Consider the following 18412-nt stretch of genomic DNA (forward strand, 5'->3'; position numbering starts at 1 on the left):
TGACCAGAGCTGTAATCAGGCAAAAAAAAAGTCCAGAAGCCGTTTCCCGCCCTGGACTTTTCTATCTGATCAATACGTTATCTGACCATTAGATATCGATATTAGCTGCGCGCAGCGCATTCTCTTCGATAAAGGCACGACGAGGTTCAACCGCATCACCCATCAGGGTGGTGAACAGTTGATCAGCAGCAACGGCATCTTTCACCATAACACGCAGCATACGACGGCTGGCTGGGTCCATAGTGGTTTCCCATAGCTGCTCTGGGTTCATTTCACCCAAACCTTTATAGCGCTGGATAGCCAAACCACGACGAGACTCTTTGACCAACCAGTCCAGTGCATCTTCAAAGCTGGAAACCGGCACACGACGCTCACCACGTTCAACAAAAGCGTCCTCTTCGATTAAACCACGCAGCTTATCACCCAACAGACAGATTTTGCGATATTCACCACCGTGGATGAAATCAAAGTCCAGCTCATAATCAGTATCGACCCCATGGGTACGAATACGTAATATTGGCTCGAAAAGTTGACGCTCACGGTTCTCACGCACCACTGAACTGTAGCTGCTGCCATGCTGTTCTTTCTCGTTCAGCAACACTACCAGCGAATCAATCCACTGCGTCACTACCTCTTTATCGCTCAAATTTTCTTCTTGCAGAGTTGGCTGATAAATCAGGTTATTCAGTAAAGCACGCGGATAGCGGCGTTCCATGCGGGCAATGGTTTTCTGAACGCTGTAGTGCTCAGCAACCAATTTTTCAAGCTGCTCACCCGTCAGTGGTGGGGCCTCAGCATTGATATGTAATGCTGCGCCATCCAGTGCCAGCGTCATCTGGAACTGTTCCATCGCATCATCATCTTTGATGTATTGCTCTTGCTTGCCTTTCTTCACTTTATACAGTGGCGGCTGAGCGATAAACACATGACCACGCTCAATAATTTCCGGCATCTGACGGTAGAAGAAGGTCAACAACAACGTACGGATGTGCGAACCATCTACGTCGGCATCGGTCATGATAATGATATTGTGATAACGTAATTTGTCCGGGTTATATTCATCCCGGCCAATACCACAACCCAGCGCGGTAATCAGTGTTGCCACTTCCTGTGAAGAGAGCATTTTGTCAAAGCGGGCTTTCTCGACGTTAAGGATTTTACCTTTCAGCGGCAAAATGGCCTGATTTTTACGGTTACGGCCCTGTTTCGCTGAGCCGCCCGCGGAGTCCCCTTCCACTAAGTAGAGTTCGGACAACGCAGGGTCACGTTCCTGGCAGTCAGCCAGTTTGCCTGGCAAACCAGCCAAGTCCAACGCGCCTTTACGACGGGTCATTTCACGCGCTTTACGTGCTGCTTCACGCGCACGAGCGGCATCAATTATCTTGCCAACCACGATTTTGGCGTCGGTTGGGTTTTCCAGCAAATACTCAACCAGCTTCTCGTTCATTAGTGTTTCGACCGCCGTTTTCACCTCAGAGGAAACCAGTTTATCTTTGGTCTGTGAGGAGAATTTAGGATCTGGCACTTTCACAGAAACCACAGCAATCAAGCCTTCACGAGCATCATCACCGGTGGCGCTGATTTTCGCTTTTTTGCTGTAGCCTTCTTTATCCATATAGCTGTTCAGGGTACGGGTCATCGCCGTCCGGAAACCGACTAAATGGGTACCACCATCACGCTGTGGAATGTTGTTGGTGAAGCAGTAAATATTTTCCTGGAAACCATCGTTCCACTGTAATGCCACTTCCACACCGATATCGTCTTTCATGGTGGAGAAATAGAACACTTTCGGGTGGATCGGGTTTTTATTTTTGCTCAGGTACTCAACAAACGCCCTAATACCGCCTTCATAATGGAAGTGGTCTTCTCTATCGTTACGTTTGTCTTTCAGTTTGATCGAAACACCAGAGTTCAGGAACGACAGCTCACGCAGACGTTTAGCCAGAATTTCATACTGAAATTCGGTGTTATTGGTGAAGGTCTGGAAACTCGGCCAGAAACGCACAGTAGTCCCGGTCTGATCGGTTTCACCCACCACTTTCAGTGGTGCCTGCGGCACACCCATCTTGTAAGTCTGTTCGTGAACTTTACCTTCACGGCGAATCATCAGTTCCAGTTTTTCAGACAAGGCGTTAACAACTGACACACCCACGCCATGCAAACCGCCGGAAACTTTGTAAGAGTTATCGTCAAATTTACCGCCAGCATGCAGTACGGTCATGATGACCTCTGCTGCTGATACCCCTTCCTCTTCGTGCAGACCGGTTGGGATACCACGACCGTCATCTTGTACGGAAACGGAGTTATCCGAATGGATGGTGACTATAATCTCTTTACAGTGGCCAGCGAGGGCTTCGTCGATAGCGTTGTCCACAACCTCGAATACCATGTGGTGCAGACCGGTACCGTCATCAGTATCACCGATATACATGCCCGGACGCTTACGAACCGCATCCAGCCCTTTTAATACCTTGATACTTGAGGAGTCATAAGTATTCGACATCAACGTTTCTCGCTCATTTTTAATCCTGTGGTTGAACCGCTATTTTGCCATGTTCCACGCGGAACATCTTGCCCTTTTCACCTACCATGTCGGCCACTTGCTCAGCACTCACTGCGCTGACAAAAACCTGTGCCTGGGTAGCTTTCAAACGCTCGGCCAATAATCGACGACGGCCGGTGTCTAGTTCGGAAGCAAAATCGTCAAGCAGATACAGGCAACGCCGCCCGCTCTGTCGGGTAAGAAACTCACCCTGCGCTAACCGCAGTGCACACATCAGCAACTTCAACTGACCACGCGATAGCAAATCTTCTACCGGCGTACCCTCGGCCCGAATGCGAAAATCCGCTTTATGTGGCCCAACGGCGGTATAGGTTAGCGCTCTGTCACGCTCAAACTGGCGTTCCAGCAACTCACCATAGTCACTCTCTTTATCCCAGCCACGCTGGAAAGAGAAACTCAGGGCGAACTCTGGCAGGAACAGCGCACAGGTGGCCGAAATATCTGCCGCAATAGCGTCACTGTATGCCGCCCGCCATTCGCTAATACGCTCCGCCAGCGGGATGATTTCTTGATCCCAGGCCCGGATTTGCGCATAACGACTCACCTGACGCAGCGCGGCGTTGCGCTGCTTAAGTAACCTCTTCAGATTGCTCCAGGCGGTAAAAAAACCAGGTTCATTATGGAAGCAACCCCAGTCTACAAAAGCGCGCCGGAATTTTGGCCCGCCATTCAATAAGGTAAAGCCTTCGGGGGTAATCAGTTGCATTGGCAACATTTGTGCCAACTCAGCCACTTTGTGGCCGTCCGTACCATCGATACGTACCTTGCTATCACCCTGACGGCTTTTGCTCAAGCCAACTGATGATTCACGTTCATTAACAGCAACCCGGCCATGCAGTATAAATTCAGCACATTCATGACGGATCACCCGGCCAGCCTGCAAACTCCGAAAAGCCCGACCATGACCAAGGGTATAAATTGCCTCCAACACACTGGTTTTGCCACTGCCGTTGGGGCCAACTAAAAAATTAAAACCCGACGCCAGCGCCAAGTCTGCCGATTCAATATTACGAAAATCTTTAATTAACAACCGTGTCAGAGCCATGCTGCAAATGTCTTCATTATCGAACATCAAACCATCAGGGGCGTTATCGGCGCAGACCATTTGCGTGCGGCCAGCGCACAGTACCCGGAGCGTACACTTGGCTTTATAAAACCGAGTACGTGAGGAGTACGAGCACTGCCCAAGCGAAAAGGGGCAAGTAAGATAGCCCGATAAATATTACAAACGCATTGGCATGACAACGTAGGCCGCGGCCTGGCTGGCACCATCTTCAATCTGCACGCTGGAAACTGAATCGGTCAGTAGCAAACGCACATCTTCACACTTCAGTGCATTAAGCACATCAAGTACATAGCTGACGTTGAAGCCAATTTCCATTTCCGTCCCATCGTAGCTGACGTCAAGGATCTCTTCTGCTTCTTCCTGTTCAGGGTTGTTCGCGGTGATTTTTAGTTGATTTTGGCTGACATAGAGCCGAACACCACGAAACTTCTCGTTAGACAAAATCGCGGCCCGGGCAAAGGCCTGTTTCAGCAAGTCACAACTTGCTTCCAGCGTTTTATCCGGATTTTTCGGCAATACACGACGATAATCAGGGAAACGCCCATCAACCAGCTTGGAGGTGAAAATAAAATCACCGACATGTGCGCGGATATTGTTACTGCCAATTTGCAGGCGCAGTGGTGTATCACCACCATCCAGTAACCTAACCAGTTCCATCACACCTTTACGCGGCACGATCACCGAATGTGAAGGTAACACCTGACCAATTGGCATTGAACATACCGCCAGGCGGTGGCCGTCAGTTGCGACGGTACGCAGTTCTTCACCTTCGGTTTCAAACAGCATACCGTTCAAGTAATAGCGCACATCCTGATGGGCCATCGAGAACTGAGTGGACTCAATCAGACGCTTCAAGGTTGCCTGCGGTAAAGTGAATTCAACTTCACTCTGCCAATCATCCAGATTAGGGAAGTCGACCGCCGGCAATGTGGAGAGTGAGAAGCGACTACGGCCAGAACGCACCAGTAGGCGATCACCATCCAATACGACGCTAATTTCAGCACCTTCCGGCAAACCCCGCCAGATATCAAAAAACTTCCGTGCGGGCACTGTCGTTGCACCCGGTTCATGAGACTGAGACAGCGTGACACACGCCACCATCTCCATTTCCAGATCGGTACCGGTCAGCCGCAAAGAGCCTTCCGTGACTTGCAGCAACAAGTTACCCAAGATTGGCAACGTAGGACGTCCACCCAGCGGGCTACTGACCTGTTGCAGCGGTTTTAGCAGATGCTCACGTTCAATGATAAATTTCATAGCGCTAGGAGGATAATGTTCTGATTAAGTTAGAGAAATCTTCTTTGATGTCGTGACTTTCTTCACGCAATTGCTCAATTTTGCGGCAAGCATGCAACACCGTAGTATGGTCGCGACCACCAAACGCATCGCCGATTTCAGGCAGGCTGTGGTTGGTTAACTCTTTTGCCAGCGCCATCGCCATTTGACGTGGGCGGGCCACCGAACGGGAACGCCGTTTGGAAAGCAGGTCAGCGACCTTAATTTTATAATATTCTGCAACCGTCTTCTGAATATTATCGATAGTAACCAGCTTTTCCTGCAATGCCAGTAAGTCACGCAAAGCTTCACGAACAAAATCAATGGTGATTGCCCGGCCAGTAAAATTGGCATTAGCGATCACACGATTCAATGCCCCTTCTAGCTCACGCACGTTGGAACGCAGACGCTTGGCAATAAAAAACGCGACCTCACCCGGCAAGCGAATATTATTTTCATCCGCCTTTTTCATCAGGATCGCGACACGGGTTTCCAGTTCCGGCGGCTCAATCGCCACCGTCAGGCCCCAGCCAAAACGCGATTTTAAACGATCTTCTACCCCATTGATCTCTTTTGGATAGCGATCTGAGGTCAGAATGATCTGCTGATTGCCTTCCAACAAGGCATTAAAGGTGTGGAAAAACTCTTCCTGGGAACGCTCTTTATTGGCAAAAAACTGGATATCATCGATCAATAAAGCATCAACCGAACGATAATAGCGTTTAAACTCTTCTATCGCATTGTTCTGCAAGGCTTTCACCATATCTTGCACAAAACGCTCGGAATGCATGTAAACCACTTTAGCATTAGCTTTACGGGCGATAATGCCATTTCCTACAGCATGTAGCAGGTGAGTTTTACCCAAACCTGTGCCGCCATAGAGGAATAACGGGTTATACGCACCACCCGGATTATCAGCAACCTGGCGCGCAGCAGCGCGAGCCAGTTGGTTGGACTTACCTTCAACAAAGTTATCAAATGTGTGCTTCGGGTTCACATTCGAACGGTAAGAATGTTCAGGCTGAGCGGGCGAACTGTCCCAACTTGGGCGCACGGGTGCGCTGCGGGTGACCGGAGCAACAGGCGCGCTAACGTTGGCTGTAACTGGATGACTGTGTGCTCTTACTGCCGGTTTACTCCCTACTTCAAAACGCAGTAAAGGAACTTCAGCACCACAAAAGTCATTGAGTAAGCCATTGATGTTGTTTAAGTACTTATCACGGACCCAGTCCAGTACAAAACGATTAGGTGCGTAAAGCGCCAGAGTATTGTCACTCAGTTCCGCCTGTAGGGGGCGTATCCACATACTAAATTCTGTGGCAGGTAACTCATCCTGCAATCGGGCAAGACACTGCTGCCAAAGCGAAAGTGACACGGCGGACTCCACTCGAACAAGATCAATAAAAGAAAGAAATCAGGATTTTTGCAACTCATCGTTTTTGACACACGCCAGTTTGGCCTGTAGCAAGCCAAGGTGACATGCGAACCGTTTTTCGGTTGTTTTACGACTAACATCCCCCAAGATCCCGGAGTAGTGATCCCAGAGTAGTGGATGTGATCGGAATGGCGGATCATAGCGCAAAAGGAGCAATAGATCCTCCCCTTCCTCACAGATTAGATCCTTTTTATCCACAGGCCATTACTTCTGTCGGCAGTGTAACCCAGTGCACCACTTTTCGTGTCCCTCATCGTCAACGATCACGAAACATTTCAGAATATACTCGTATTAGCCCCTTGTTCTGGCGACTGATCCCATTAATCCACCAAGGATCATGCGGCGATCCTTGCGCTTTATCCGGGAGTCCGTATAATCCTCAGCCCTACGTGTGATGACTGTTTTCTTGATGGCTTTGACCAAAAAGAAACCAGCGGTGAACACGGACAGGCTCTTGGTAAACTCCCGATACAGAAAACTTCTGCGCGGGCGTGCGCAATGTCAATTGACTCAGGACTGTACAATTATTACAATCCCGCTTCTTTATATGTTGCGATTGAGGCGTCGGTATCTTCACTCCGAGCAGCCAAACGCGTTTACTGAATCAGTAATTATTTTAAGTTTAGGTAGAAATCGCTATGAAACGCACTTTCCAACCGTCCGTATTGAAGCGCAACCGTAGCCACGGTTTCCGTGCTCGTATGGCCACCAAAAATGGTCGTCTAGTTCTGGCTCGCCGTCGTGCGAAAAGCCGTACTCGTCTGACTGTTTCTAAGTAATAAAAGCTAACCATCTCAGTGGTTAAGCTAGCATTTCCTAGGGAGTTACGTTTGTTAACTCCCAGTCATTTCACTTTCGTCTTCCAGCAGCCACTACGGGCTGGCACGCCGCAAATCACTATTCTCGGCCGCCTGAACGAGCTGGGGCATCCCCGCATCGGTCTCACCATCGCCAAAAAACATGTCAAACGTGCTCATGAACGCAATCGGATAAAGCGCCTAACCCGCGAAAGCTTCCGTTTACATCAGCACACGTTACCGTCTATGGATTTTGTCGTTTTGGTGAAAAAGGGTGTGGCTGACCTCGATAACCGTGCGTTGACAGAAGCTTTGGAAAAATTATGGCGTCGCCACTGTCGCCAGGCTCCCGCATCCTGATCGGGCTAATCAGGGGCTATCAGCTTGTGATTAGTCCGCTGCTGGGGCCGCGTTGTCGTTTCCATCCGACGTGTTCTCATTACGGAATTGAGGCATTGCGCAGGTTTGGTATGATAAAAGGCAGTTGGTTAACACTGAAACGCGTATTAAAATGCCACCCCTTGAACCCAGGTGGCGATGATCCCGTGCCGCCGAAACCCGACGATAACAGAGAACACTAACGATGGATTCGCAACGCAATCTTCTACTCATCGCTCTGCTGTTCGTGTCTTTCATGATCTGGCAAGCCTGGCAAGTGGACAACAGTCCACAACCAGCCGCTCAGACCACGCAACAGACTGCGAATACTGCTACCGGTGATAAAGCAAGCCAGGCTGTGCCCGGCAGTGGTCAAGGTCAACTGATTACTGTAAAAACTGATGTGCTGTCTCTGACCATTAATACCCGTGGCGGTGACATCGAGCAGGCTAACCTGCTGGCTTACCCGGATGCTCTGGGTTCAGATAAAACTTTCGAATTACTGGAAACCACACCCGCTTTCGTTTATCAGGCACAAAGTGGCCTGACAGGCAAAAACGGCCCGGATAATCCAGCTAACGGTGAGCGCCCGCTGTTTGAAGCGCCTCAAACCAACTTTGTCTTAGCTGACGGTCAGGATGAGCTACGCATTCCATTGACCTTCACTGGCAAAGACGGCTCCGTTTTCACCAAGACTTTTGTGCTGAAACGTAATGATTACGCCATTGGTGTGGATTATCACGTTAAAAACGCCTCGGCAGCCCCGTTGGAACTGACGCTGTTTGGCCAATTAAAGCAAAGCATTAACTTACCTAAACACCGTGATACCGGCAGCAATAACTTTGCGCTGCACACTTATCGTGGTGCGGCTTACTCTTCTGATGACACTAAATATAAAAAATATAGCTTTAGTGATATTGAAGATAAAAGTCTGGACATCACCACCAAAGGTGGCTGGGTAGCAATGTTGCAGCAGTATTTTGCCACAGCGTGGATCCCGGCGGCGAACGAAACCAACACCTTCTACTCTGCTGATTTGGGTAACGGGCTGGCTGCTATCGGTTTCAAAAGCGCACCTGTTGTTATTCAACCGGGTGAGCAGAAACAACTGAGTGCAACCTTATGGGTTGGCCCGGAAATTCAGGACAAAATGGCAGCCATTGCGCCACATCTGGACCTGACGGTTGATTATGGTTGGTTATGGTTTATTTCTCAGCCACTGTTCAAACTGCTGAAATTCATTCACAGCTTTGTCGGTAACTGGGGCTTCTCCATCATTGTTATTACCTTTATCGTGCGCGGTATCATGTACCCGCTGACTAAAGCGCAATACACCTCGATGGCGAAAATGCGTTTGCTACAGCCTAAACTGGCTGCCATGCGTGAGCGTATCGGCGACGATAAGCAGCGTATGAGTCAGGAAATGATGGCGCTGTACAAAGCTGAGAAGGTTAACCCACTGGGTGGCTGCTTACCGCTGGTTATTCAGATGCCTATCTTCCTGGCGTTATACTATATGTTGATGAGTTCCGTTGAGTTGCGCCATGCGCCATTCATTCTGTGGATCCACGACCTGTCAGCACAAGACCCGTACTACATTCTGCCAATTCTGATGGGTATCACCATGTACTTCATTCAGAAGATGTCACCGACTACCGTGACTGACCCGATGCAGCAGAAGATAATGACCTTCATGCCGGTTATCTTCACTGTATTCTTCCTGTGGTTCCCTGCGGGTCTGGTACTGTACTATATCGTCAGTAACCTGGTGACCATCCTGCAACAGCAGTTGATTTATCGTGGTCTGGAAAAACGTGGCTTACACAGCCGCGATAAGAAAAAACAGTCTTAATAGAATAGAGACCCAAAGTAGTTGGAGTGACAGCCAAATAGCCTCGCAGAGGCGAAGCCCAGCAATGGGCCGAGTAGAAAGAGCAGCTAACAACGCTGTCACTTCAAATACAAAGGGTATGAGGCGGTCATAGCTATATGACCGCCTTATTCTTTTTAAAGAGAGAAATAACCATGAACACCACTGATACTATCGTGGCACAAGCAACGCCCCCAGGCCGTGGCGGTGTTGGTATTTTGCGTGTTTCAGGTCGTGCTGCCACCGCGGTCGCACAGGCGGTTCTCGGTAAATTACCCAAGCCTCGTTATGCCGATTATCTGCCGTTTAAAGATACAGATGGCAGTACCTTGGACCAAGGTATCGCACTCTACTTCCCTGGCCCGAACTCCTTTACAGGTGAGGACGTGCTGGAATTGCAAGGTCATGGTGGCCCTGTGATACTGGATTTGCTGTTAAAACGCATTCTGACCCTACCAGGGCTGCGCATTGCCCGTCCGGGTGAATTTTCTGAGCGGGCGTTCCTGAACGATAAACTGGATTTAGCCCAAGCAGAAGCCATTGCCGACCTGATTGACGCCAGTTCAGAGCAAGCCGCACGTTCGGCAGTAAACTCATTGCAGGGTGCATTTTCAGTACGGATCCATCAATTGGTGGAAGCACTTACTCACTTGCGAATCTACGTCGAGGCTGCGATAGACTTTCCGGATGAGGAAATTGACTTCCTTTCTGATGGCAAAATTGAAGGCCAACTGAACGGGGTGATGGCAGATCTGGAGCAGGTGCGCACCGAGGCCCGCCAAGGCAGCTTGTTACGCGAAGGAATGAAAGTGGTGATTGCTGGCCGCCCGAACGCCGGAAAATCAAGTTTACTCAATGCGTTAGCAGGCCGTGAAGCGGCGATTGTGACCGATATCGCCGGTACAACCCGTGATGTATTGCGGGAACATATTCATATCGATGGAATGCCACTGCATATCATCGATACTGCTGGTTTACGTGAAGCCAGTGACGAAGTTGAGCGCATTGGTATCGAACGGGCGTGGAATGAGATAGAACAGGCCGACCGAGTGCTGTTTATGGTTGATGGCACCACCACCGACGCGACCGAGCCAGCCGCTATCTGGCCAGAATTTATGGCGCGTTTGCCGTCGACACTGCCGATCACCGTGGTGCGCAATAAAGCCGATATTACCGGTGAAACCTTGGGTCTAACCGAAGTGAATGGTCACTCACTTATTCGTTTATCAGCACGTACTGGTGACGGCATTGACCTACTGCGTAACCATCTAAAACAAAGTATGGGCTTTACCAGCAACACCGAAGGTGGCTTCCTGGCACGCCGCCGTCACTTACAAGCGCTGGAAACTGCCGCACAGCACCTGGTGCAAGGTCATGAACAGTTAGTAAGCGCTTACGCTGGTGAGCTACTGGCGGAAGAACTGCGTTTAGCACAACAGTCATTGAGTGAAATTACCGGTGAATTTAGCTCAGATGACTTACTGGGGCGAATTTTCTCCAGTTTTTGTATCGGAAAATGAGTGTGATGCTATAGAGCTGGAGCAGATTATCGCTAATTTTGATAATCTAGCTCTATGAGTCCGAACGGTTAGAGTCTGAATCAACGGTAGCTCGAGCACTTAACTTTATTCATAAACTGAGGTATCCATGATTATAAAACCACGTGTACGCGGCTTTATCTGTGTGACTGCACATCCGGCGGGCTGTGAAGCCAACGTCAAAAAACAAATCGATTATGTCACAGCAGAAGGCCCAATCGCTAACGGCCCAAAACGAGTATTAGTGATTGGCGCGTCAACTGGATACGGGCTGGCAGCTCGCATCACAGCAGCATTTGGTTGTGGTGCCGATACGCTGGGTGTGTTTTTTGAGCGCCCAGGTGAAGAAGGTAAACCCGGTACCTCCGGTTGGTACAACAGTGCCGCGTTCCATAAATTCGCTGAGCAAAAAGGCGTGTATGCGAAGAGCATCAATGGCGATGCTTTCTCCGATAAGATTAAGCAACTGACCATTGAAGCTATCAAACAAGACTTAGGTCAGGTTGATCAAGTTATCTACAGCCTGGCTTCACCGCGTCGTACTCATCCAAAAACCGGTGAAGTGTTTAACTCCACACTGAAACCAATCGGTCATGAGGTTACCGTCCGTAGCCTTGATACCGACAAGGAAGTAATCAAAGAAATCGTGCTGCAACCGGCGACGCAAACCGAGATCGACAACACGGTGGCGGTGATGGGAGGTGAAGACTGGCAGATGTGGATTGATGCACTGCTGGAAGCGGGTGTGCTGGCTGACGGTGCGCAAACCACCGCCTTTACCTATCTGGGCGAGAAAATCACTCATGATATCTATTGGAATGGTTCCATTGGCGCGGCCAAAAAGGATCTGGACCAAAAAGTTCTGACTATCCGCAATAGCTTATCTGCCCACGGCGGCGGCGATGCCCGTGTTTCGGTATTGAAAGCCGTTGTCACTCAGGCAAGCTCTGCTATTCCAATGATGCCACTGTATTTATCACTGTTATTCAAAGTGATGAAAGAAAAAGGCACTCATGAGGGTTGTATCGAGCAAGTTTATGCACTGTATAAAGATAGTCTGTGTGGCAGCGCGCCACATATGGACCAAGAAGGCCGCCTGCGTGCTGACTACAAAGAACTGGATCCTGAAATTCAAAACCACGTACAGCAATTGTGGGATCAAGTCACCAACGACAATATTGACCAACTGACTGATTTTATCGGTTATAAGACCGAGTTCTTAAATCTGTTTGGTTTCGCCATCGACGGTGTGGACTACGACGCTGACGTTAACCCTGATGTGAAAATCCCTAATCTGATTCAGGGCTAAACTCAGGTTTATATTTGTAGAGCCTGCTGCGCGGCTACCGTGCAGCAGGTTGATAATTCACTCATCATGTCTCTCTCGTTATACTCCCCTGATATACCCACATTCTTATCCTATATATCTATAGTGGATAAGCTAAGGCTATTTTATTCGTTTACGGATAACACCATAGCCTGCAACCTGATAAATAAAACTGCCTTTAGAAATTTTATTTATATTTATTTACAGGGAAATTATGATGAGAATACGTTCACTGGCGATAGCATTATTTAGTTTGATTATTTTAACCTCACTGAATGCTCATAGTGATGAGAAGAAAGTGATTAAACTAGGGTTTAACCCCGGTCCGTATAAGGAACAATTTGAAAAGGGTGTGGCACCGTATCTGATAAAGAAAGGTTACCGTATTGAATATAAAGACTTCAATGATGGGATCCAGGTAAACAATGCTGTCAGCACCGGTGAAATTGATGGCAATATTATGCAGCACCCTGTTTATCTGCAAGCAATAAATGACCGATTACGCATTGAAAATACAGGTATTATTCAGGTCCCAACCCCACCGATGGGGCTTTATTCTGATAAACATCAAAAAGAAGATAAGCCCAAAGCAGGTGCTTTGATTTCAGTGCCCAACCAGCCCTCAAATGAATACCGCGCAGCACTCTTGCTGCAATCTATTGGCTGGATAAAATTGCAGGAAAAAATTGACCCCGCAACCTTCTCACAAAAAGATATTGCAGAAAATCCTTATCATTTGGTCATCAAAGAGATGGATAATGCGCAGCAAGTCAGAGCCTTACCCGATGTAGACTTCGGTGCTATCCAGGGTAACTTTGCCGTATCCAATGGCATAAAACTCACCTCAGCCCTGCAACTTGAAAAGCCCACCACACAGTTCGTTAATGTGGTAACCGTTGCCGGTAAAAATAAAGACGCTGAGTTTGCCAAGGATATTATTGCAGGATATCACTCACCTGAATTCAAAAAATACATTCTGGAAAACGATAAGTACACGGGTTATATGCTGCCTGATTATCTGAAATAATGGAATAACCTGATGATTGAGCTTAAGCATATTTCTAAAGACTTTGAGCGTAAAGGTATCAAACTACAGGCCCTTAATGATGTTAGTTTAACCGTCGAAGATGGCGATATATTTGGCATTATCGGTTATAGCGGCGCAGGGAAAAGCACCTTATTACGGATGGTAAATTCGCTGGAAAGCCCGACGTCAGGCAATGTGATTATCGATGGTAAGAATCTGCATGATTTTAGCCATGATCAGCTCCGATTGTTGAAAAAAAATATCGGCATGATATTCCAGAACTTCAATTTACTGGAATCAAAGACTGTTTTTAAAAATGTCGCTATGCCGCTTATTTTATTAGGAAAAAATAAAAAATTCATACAGGAAAGGGTGGCTGAACTATTGAATTTTGTTGGGCTGGGGGATAAGAGCCACAGCTTCCCTAATGAGTTATCGGGTGGTCAGAAGCAACGAGTCGGTATTGCACGCGCTCTGGCAACCAATCCATCCATTCTGTTATGTGATGAGGCAACGTCATCACTGGATCCGCAAACCACTGCCCAAATTTTGCTATTACTGAAGAAAATTAATCAGCAATACAACATTACGATCTTGCTGATTACCCATGAAATGTCTGTTATTCAAAAAATCTGTAATAAAGTGGCTGTAATGGAAAACGGCCAAATTATTGAACAGGGTACGGTATTAAGCGTTTTTGGTCACCCCACCCATCCCACCTCGATTAATTTCGTCCGTACCGTGATAAAAGACAGTTTACCCGACAGTGTGAAAAAACTGTTGGATAACAGCCATACGGGTCGCCAATTCCGCTTAGCATTTATGGGGGCTATCGCCACACAACCGGTAATCAATCAGCTAATCAGACGATATGATATTGGCGTCAATATTCTGTTCGCCAACATGTCAGAGATACAGGACACCACGCTCGGCCATATGGTGCTGTTATTAACCGGCGAGAACCACATCATTGATAGCGCTGTGGCTTATCTGGCAGGAACCGGAATTGATATACAGGAAATAAATTGATGATCGAAACCGCAATTACATTGGACCAATTTGTCCAGGCACTGCACGACACACTGGTTATGGTCAGTATTTCATTGGTGATCGGTTCTCTTATTGGCATTCCTTTGGGGATTTTACTGGTAGTGACCCGGCCGGGTGGGTTAATTAACAACCGTGTTTTTTATAATATCCTCAATCCAGTGATCAATATTATCCGATCGCTGCCGTTTATTATTTTGATGGTGGCGATTATTCCGCTTACCCGGCTGATTGTGAATACCACCATCGGAACACCAGGGGCGATTGTGCCATTGATTATTTTTATCGCTCCTTATATTGCCCGGTTGGTAGAGAACTCATTACTGGATGTTAACCCCGGTATTCTGGAAGCGGCAAAATCGATGGGCGCGACCCCATTGCAAGCGATTTGGTATTTTTTACTTCCCGAAGCACTGTCGTCATTAATATTGGCGCTAACCACCGCCACCATTGGTCTGATTGGCGCCACCGCCATGGCGGGTACGGTAGGAGGGGGCGGGATTGGTGATTTAGCCATTACCTATGGTTATCAGCGCTTTGATACTTTTGTCACTGTCACTACCGCGATTGTATTGATTATCACCGTACAACTAATCCAATCGCTGGGTAATTTATTTGCCAGTAAGATCCGCAGATAATTATTGTTTTATCGCGCAAGTTTGGCCTACTCTGGTGAAGATATACCCAATAGAGTTCAAGATGCAGGGAAGCCCTGCAACGAGAAATATGGCGGGTATACAGCATCATTTATTCATTGAGCGGGAGTATGTCATGTCACAGCAAGCCCTTAAAATTGTTACTCTGTTAGGCAGTCTGCGTAGCGGTTCATACAATGCCATGGTGGCTCGTGCGCTGCCGAAATTAGCACCCGCAGGTGTCACCATTGAAGCACTGCCTTCTATTGGTGATATTCCGCTTTATGATGCTGACGTACAGCAGGAAGATGGCTTCCCGACCACGGTTCAGGCCATTGCGGATCAGATTCGCCAGGCTGATGGCGTCATTATCGTGACACCGGAATATAACTATTCGGTACCCGGTGGGTTAAAGAATGCGATTGACTGGTTATCCCGTTTGCCTAACCAACCGCTAGCGAATAAACCGGTGGCAATTCAAACCAGCTCAATGGGGCCGATCGGTGGGGCACGCTGCCAATATCATCTGCGCCAGATTTTGGTCTTCCTTGAAGCAATGGTGATGAATAAGCCTGAGTTTATGGGAGGGGTTATCCAAAGCAAAGTGGATGAACAAGCCAAGAAACTGATTGATAAAGGAACGCTGGATTTCCTCACCGGTCAGCTTTCAGCCTTTGCTACCTATATTGATCGTGTCCGCGTGAAATAAGCCATTATTGAAACCCCCTCATCGGCTAATACCCATTGGGGGTTTCCTCGGTCAACCCACACATGCTATCAATAGCCACCTTCTCTTTTGCGGATACTGCTGACCAATGGCCGTTAAAATCACTGTCTGGCTTATCCTGACCCTGATATCCACTGTGGGGCTGGGTTGGTACGGGCTGAATACACAACAAGCCGAGCGTGAAGCTGATTTTCGCATTACCCATCGCGAGTTGAGTCAACAACTGGCCCAACAGCAGGCTATTATGTTTCTGGCTCTGGAACCTGGCCAACTGACACAATTACAGCGCCATTTCCCCCAGTTGGTGGCAATAAACCCAATACCGGTAGACAGATCAACAGCGGGCCAACTAACCCTGCAAATTCAGGGGGGAGATTACCGCTTATCTAACTCATACAGCGGCAGCAGTTTGCAGATTAACGGCCAACAATTGTTACAAGTAGTAGGCTTACCTCCCAGTTTTGACAGCATAGTATTGCGCCATCAGCAGCATCAACTCGCTGTTTTGGGCCATTCAGCCCCCGAAAGTTTCTGGCAGTGGCAAAAACCGTTGGGTGAAGGGGCGCAGTCTTTTACCTTAATCGGTCATGCAACCCCGGTTTGGCGTGATTTACCGTGGTTAACCGCGCTACTTTTTTCACTGATAATCGCCGCCACTTTGTATGGCTGGCACCGCTGGCAGCAATTGGCGCAAGACCGTTTACATGCTGAACAACGCGCTAAATTTGCAGATCAAGCCAGGCTCAATGCTATGGGTGAGATTGCCACCGGTATTGCCCATGAGTTGAACCAACCCCTTACCGCCACACTGACTTATAACCAGACCGCCCTGCGGTTATTACCGATGCAGCACGAAAAAGTCGCCCCGTTGCTGGTGGCCTCTGTAGAGCAAATCAAACGGATTGCTGCTTTGCTGGAACGCCTAAGAACGTTACTCAGCCGTGGGCAGATAAACTTACAACCGGTTAGCGTGGCAGACCTCTGGAATCGGGTTAACGTGCTGTTAAATCAAGAAATAATGGCCAGTAATGTCACTATCCGCAGCGACATTCCCGCAGATTTACCCCCACTTCAGAGTGACCCATTATGGCTGGAGCAGGTTTTTCATAATTTGCTCAGTAATGCTATTCACGCTATACAACAGACCCCAACACCGATGATCATCTTCACGGTTAGCCAACAACCGAAACTATGGGTTATCCAGATTGAAGACAACGGGCCAGGACTCAGTAATCAGCAGTTAGATAACCTGTTTACCCCCTTTTATACCACCCGTGAGAGTGGCTTAGGATTGGGACTAACGCTGTGCGAAACATTGGTACAACGAATGGGTGGTGACATAAAAGCGGGAAACAGTGAATATGGTGGCGCTTGCTTTACCCTAACTTTTCCCCTGATTGCCGAGAGTGCATATGATAAAACACATTTATCTGATTGATGACGATGACGGCGTGCGTGCCGCGCTGGCAGCATTACTCGCCACCATGGGTTGGGAAGTAAAAACCTTCAGTAACGGTCAGTTGTTCCTCGATACACTGGCAGTCACTCAGCCAAGTTGTGTACTGCTGGATATCAGAATGCCAGGTAAAAGTGGAATAGCGGTATTAGAGGCTATTCAATATCGTGATAGCACTCTACCGGTCATCATAATGACCGGACACGGTAATATTGAATTGTGCCGTCGGGCCTTTAAAGGCGGCGCACTGGAATTTTTGACCAAACCAATTGATGCCGATGTGCTGATCGAAACCGTCAGCATGGCGTTAGAGCAGCATGAACAGGCGCTGGCGGCCAATCAGCAGCAAGCAGGCTATCAACAGTTACTCAGCCAACTGTCTGCCCGCGAACGCGAGGTTGCCGCCCTGATCATCCGTGGGGAAACCAGCAAACAAATTGCTCATATTTTGTCGATTTCGCCACGAACCGTAGAGGCCCACCGCGCGAATATCTTCACCAAGCTGGAGGTCAACTCGCTGGCATCACTTATCCATAGCTACTCATTTATAATTACACGTCATTTACCTTCCCAATAATCTACCCAAAGTCATTGGCATTGCAGCCAGGCAGCCAACGCACATGCAGCTTGAAGTATGATGAGTATAGGTAGAACTACGGAGCAAAACGGGTAGTTAGCCGACTATTTTTTCACCACTTATCGCCGTAGCATAGCGGTACTGTGATGAAATCACTTCGCTAACAATAAGGATTTTATATGATCAAGCCTATTGCCCTGACCTCCGCCTTATTCATCGGCCTGATAACTCAAGCCTCTGCTGCGGGTCTAAACACTGAACGCAATATCTCCCAAGCACTGGCCACCGATTTGGCAAGCCGCACCCTCGCCATTTGTCAGGCTGATGGCTATAACGTCGCCGTCACTGTGGTAGACCGCGCAGGTATCATCAAAACTGTGCTGCGCGCTGATAATGCCGGGCCACATACCGTAAAAGCCAGTGAGCAAAAAGCCTTTACTGCTCTGTCGACCAAAACCCCGAGCGGGCAAGTGATGGAAAACAGCCAAAAGACGCCAGCGGCAAATAACCTGAAAGATATTCCCGGCTTCTTGCTGTTAGGTGGCGGAGTGCCAGTGAAAGCAGGAGATGAAGTGGTGGGTGCGGTAGGGGTTGCCGGTGCGCCAGGAGGCCATTTGGATGTACAGTGTGCCACCCAGGCATTAGAGCAAATTAAAGCTCAATTAAAATAAGATGATAAAAACAACGCCCCAAC

Annotated in this window: 17 protein-coding genes; 13 read left to right on the forward strand and 4 right to left on the reverse strand. The window is 48.4% G+C overall.

What is annotated here, in order from left to right:
* Positions 1-88 precede the first annotated feature (88 nt).
* From gyrB to dnaA, 4 genes are all read right to left on the reverse strand, one after another.
* Complete coding sequence (gyrB, locus tag AEP37_RS08045; protein ID WP_049612216.1) at positions 89-2503, reverse strand: DNA topoisomerase (ATP-hydrolyzing) subunit B; 2415 nt, start codon at positions 2501-2503, stop codon at positions 89-91.
* A 19-nt stretch (positions 2504-2522) separates the two neighbouring features.
* Positions 2523-3608, reverse strand: a complete 1086-nt coding sequence (gene recF / locus AEP37_RS08050; RefSeq protein WP_049612297.1) for a DNA replication/repair protein RecF — start codon at positions 3606-3608, stop codon at positions 2523-2525.
* Between the two features lie 177 nt (positions 3609-3785).
* Positions 3786-4886, reverse strand: coding sequence for a DNA polymerase III subunit beta (gene dnaN, locus AEP37_RS08055; protein ID WP_049612218.1), 1101 nt, complete (start codon positions 4884-4886; stop codon positions 3786-3788).
* 4 nt (positions 4887-4890) lie between these two features.
* Positions 4891-6279 (reverse strand): chromosomal replication initiator protein DnaA, encoded by a 1389-nt coding sequence (dnaA, locus tag AEP37_RS08060; RefSeq protein WP_049612220.1) that lies wholly within the window; start codon positions 6277-6279, stop codon positions 4891-4893.
* A 698-nt stretch (positions 6280-6977) separates the two neighbouring features.
* Between dnaA and rpmH the strand changes: the two genes are divergently transcribed.
* From rpmH to AEP37_RS08115, 13 genes are all read left to right on the forward strand, one after another.
* A complete protein-coding gene (rpmH, locus tag AEP37_RS24225) occupies positions 6978-7118 on the forward strand; it encodes a 50S ribosomal protein L34 (protein ID WP_004718242.1) in 141 nt (46 codons plus the stop codon).
* Between the two features lie 18 nt (positions 7119-7136).
* Positions 7137-7496, forward strand: a complete 360-nt coding sequence (rnpA, locus tag AEP37_RS08065) for a ribonuclease P protein component (protein WP_053101949.1) — start codon at positions 7137-7139, stop codon at positions 7494-7496.
* Positions 7460-7717, forward strand: coding sequence for a membrane protein insertion efficiency factor YidD (gene yidD, locus AEP37_RS24740; protein WP_032906726.1), 258 nt, complete (start codon positions 7460-7462; stop codon positions 7715-7717). Before rnpA ends, yidD begins: the two co-directional genes overlap by 37 nt.
* A gap of 2 nt (positions 7718-7719) precedes the next feature.
* Entirely contained in the window at positions 7720-9366 is a 1647-nt protein-coding gene (gene yidC, locus AEP37_RS08070) for a membrane protein insertase YidC (RefSeq protein ID WP_049612223.1), read from the forward strand.
* A 173-nt stretch (positions 9367-9539) separates the two neighbouring features.
* Positions 9540-10904 carry a tRNA uridine-5-carboxymethylaminomethyl(34) synthesis GTPase MnmE gene (gene mnmE, locus AEP37_RS08075; RefSeq protein WP_049612224.1) on the forward strand — a complete coding sequence of 455 codons (1365 nt, stop codon included), beginning with the start codon at positions 9540-9542 and terminating at the stop codon, positions 10902-10904.
* Between the two features lie 127 nt (positions 10905-11031).
* Entirely contained in the window at positions 11032-12231 is a 1200-nt protein-coding gene (fabV, locus tag AEP37_RS08080) for an enoyl-ACP reductase FabV (RefSeq protein WP_049612226.1), read from the forward strand.
* A gap of 235 nt (positions 12232-12466) precedes the next feature.
* On the forward strand, positions 12467-13276 hold the full coding sequence (locus tag AEP37_RS08085; RefSeq protein WP_049612229.1) for a MetQ/NlpA family ABC transporter substrate-binding protein: 810 nt from the start codon (positions 12467-12469) through the stop codon (positions 13274-13276).
* Positions 13277-13288: 12 nt separating this feature from the next.
* Positions 13289-14305: a methionine ABC transporter ATP-binding protein gene (locus tag AEP37_RS08090; protein ID WP_049612230.1), complete on the forward strand. Its 1017-nt coding sequence runs from the start codon at positions 13289-13291 to the stop codon at positions 14303-14305.
* Positions 14305-14961 carry a methionine ABC transporter permease gene (locus tag AEP37_RS08095; protein WP_049612232.1) on the forward strand — a complete coding sequence of 219 codons (657 nt, stop codon included), beginning with the start codon at positions 14305-14307 and terminating at the stop codon, positions 14959-14961. The genes AEP37_RS08090 and AEP37_RS08095 overlap by 1 nt, the downstream gene beginning before the upstream one ends.
* 133 nt (positions 14962-15094) lie before the next feature.
* On the forward strand, positions 15095-15667 hold the full coding sequence (locus AEP37_RS08100) for an NADPH-dependent FMN reductase (protein WP_049612298.1): 573 nt from the start codon (positions 15095-15097) through the stop codon (positions 15665-15667).
* A 106-nt stretch (positions 15668-15773) separates the two neighbouring features.
* Positions 15774-17123, forward strand: a complete 1350-nt coding sequence (locus AEP37_RS08105) for a sensor histidine kinase (RefSeq protein WP_049612234.1) — start codon at positions 15774-15776, stop codon at positions 17121-17123.
* Positions 17098-17718, forward strand: coding sequence for a response regulator transcription factor (locus AEP37_RS08110; RefSeq protein WP_049612236.1), 621 nt, complete (start codon positions 17098-17100; stop codon positions 17716-17718). Before AEP37_RS08105 ends, AEP37_RS08110 begins: the two co-directional genes overlap by 26 nt.
* Positions 17719-17897: 179 nt before the next feature.
* Positions 17898-18389 (forward strand): GlcG/HbpS family heme-binding protein, encoded by a 492-nt coding sequence (locus tag AEP37_RS08115; protein WP_049612237.1) that lies wholly within the window; start codon positions 17898-17900, stop codon positions 18387-18389.
* The last annotated feature ends 23 nt before the right edge of the window (positions 18390-18412 follow it).

Origin of the sequence: Yersinia pekkanenii (genome assembly GCF_001152565.1) — a bacterium.
GTDB lineage: Bacteria > Pseudomonadota > Gammaproteobacteria > Enterobacterales > Enterobacteriaceae > Yersinia > Yersinia pekkanenii.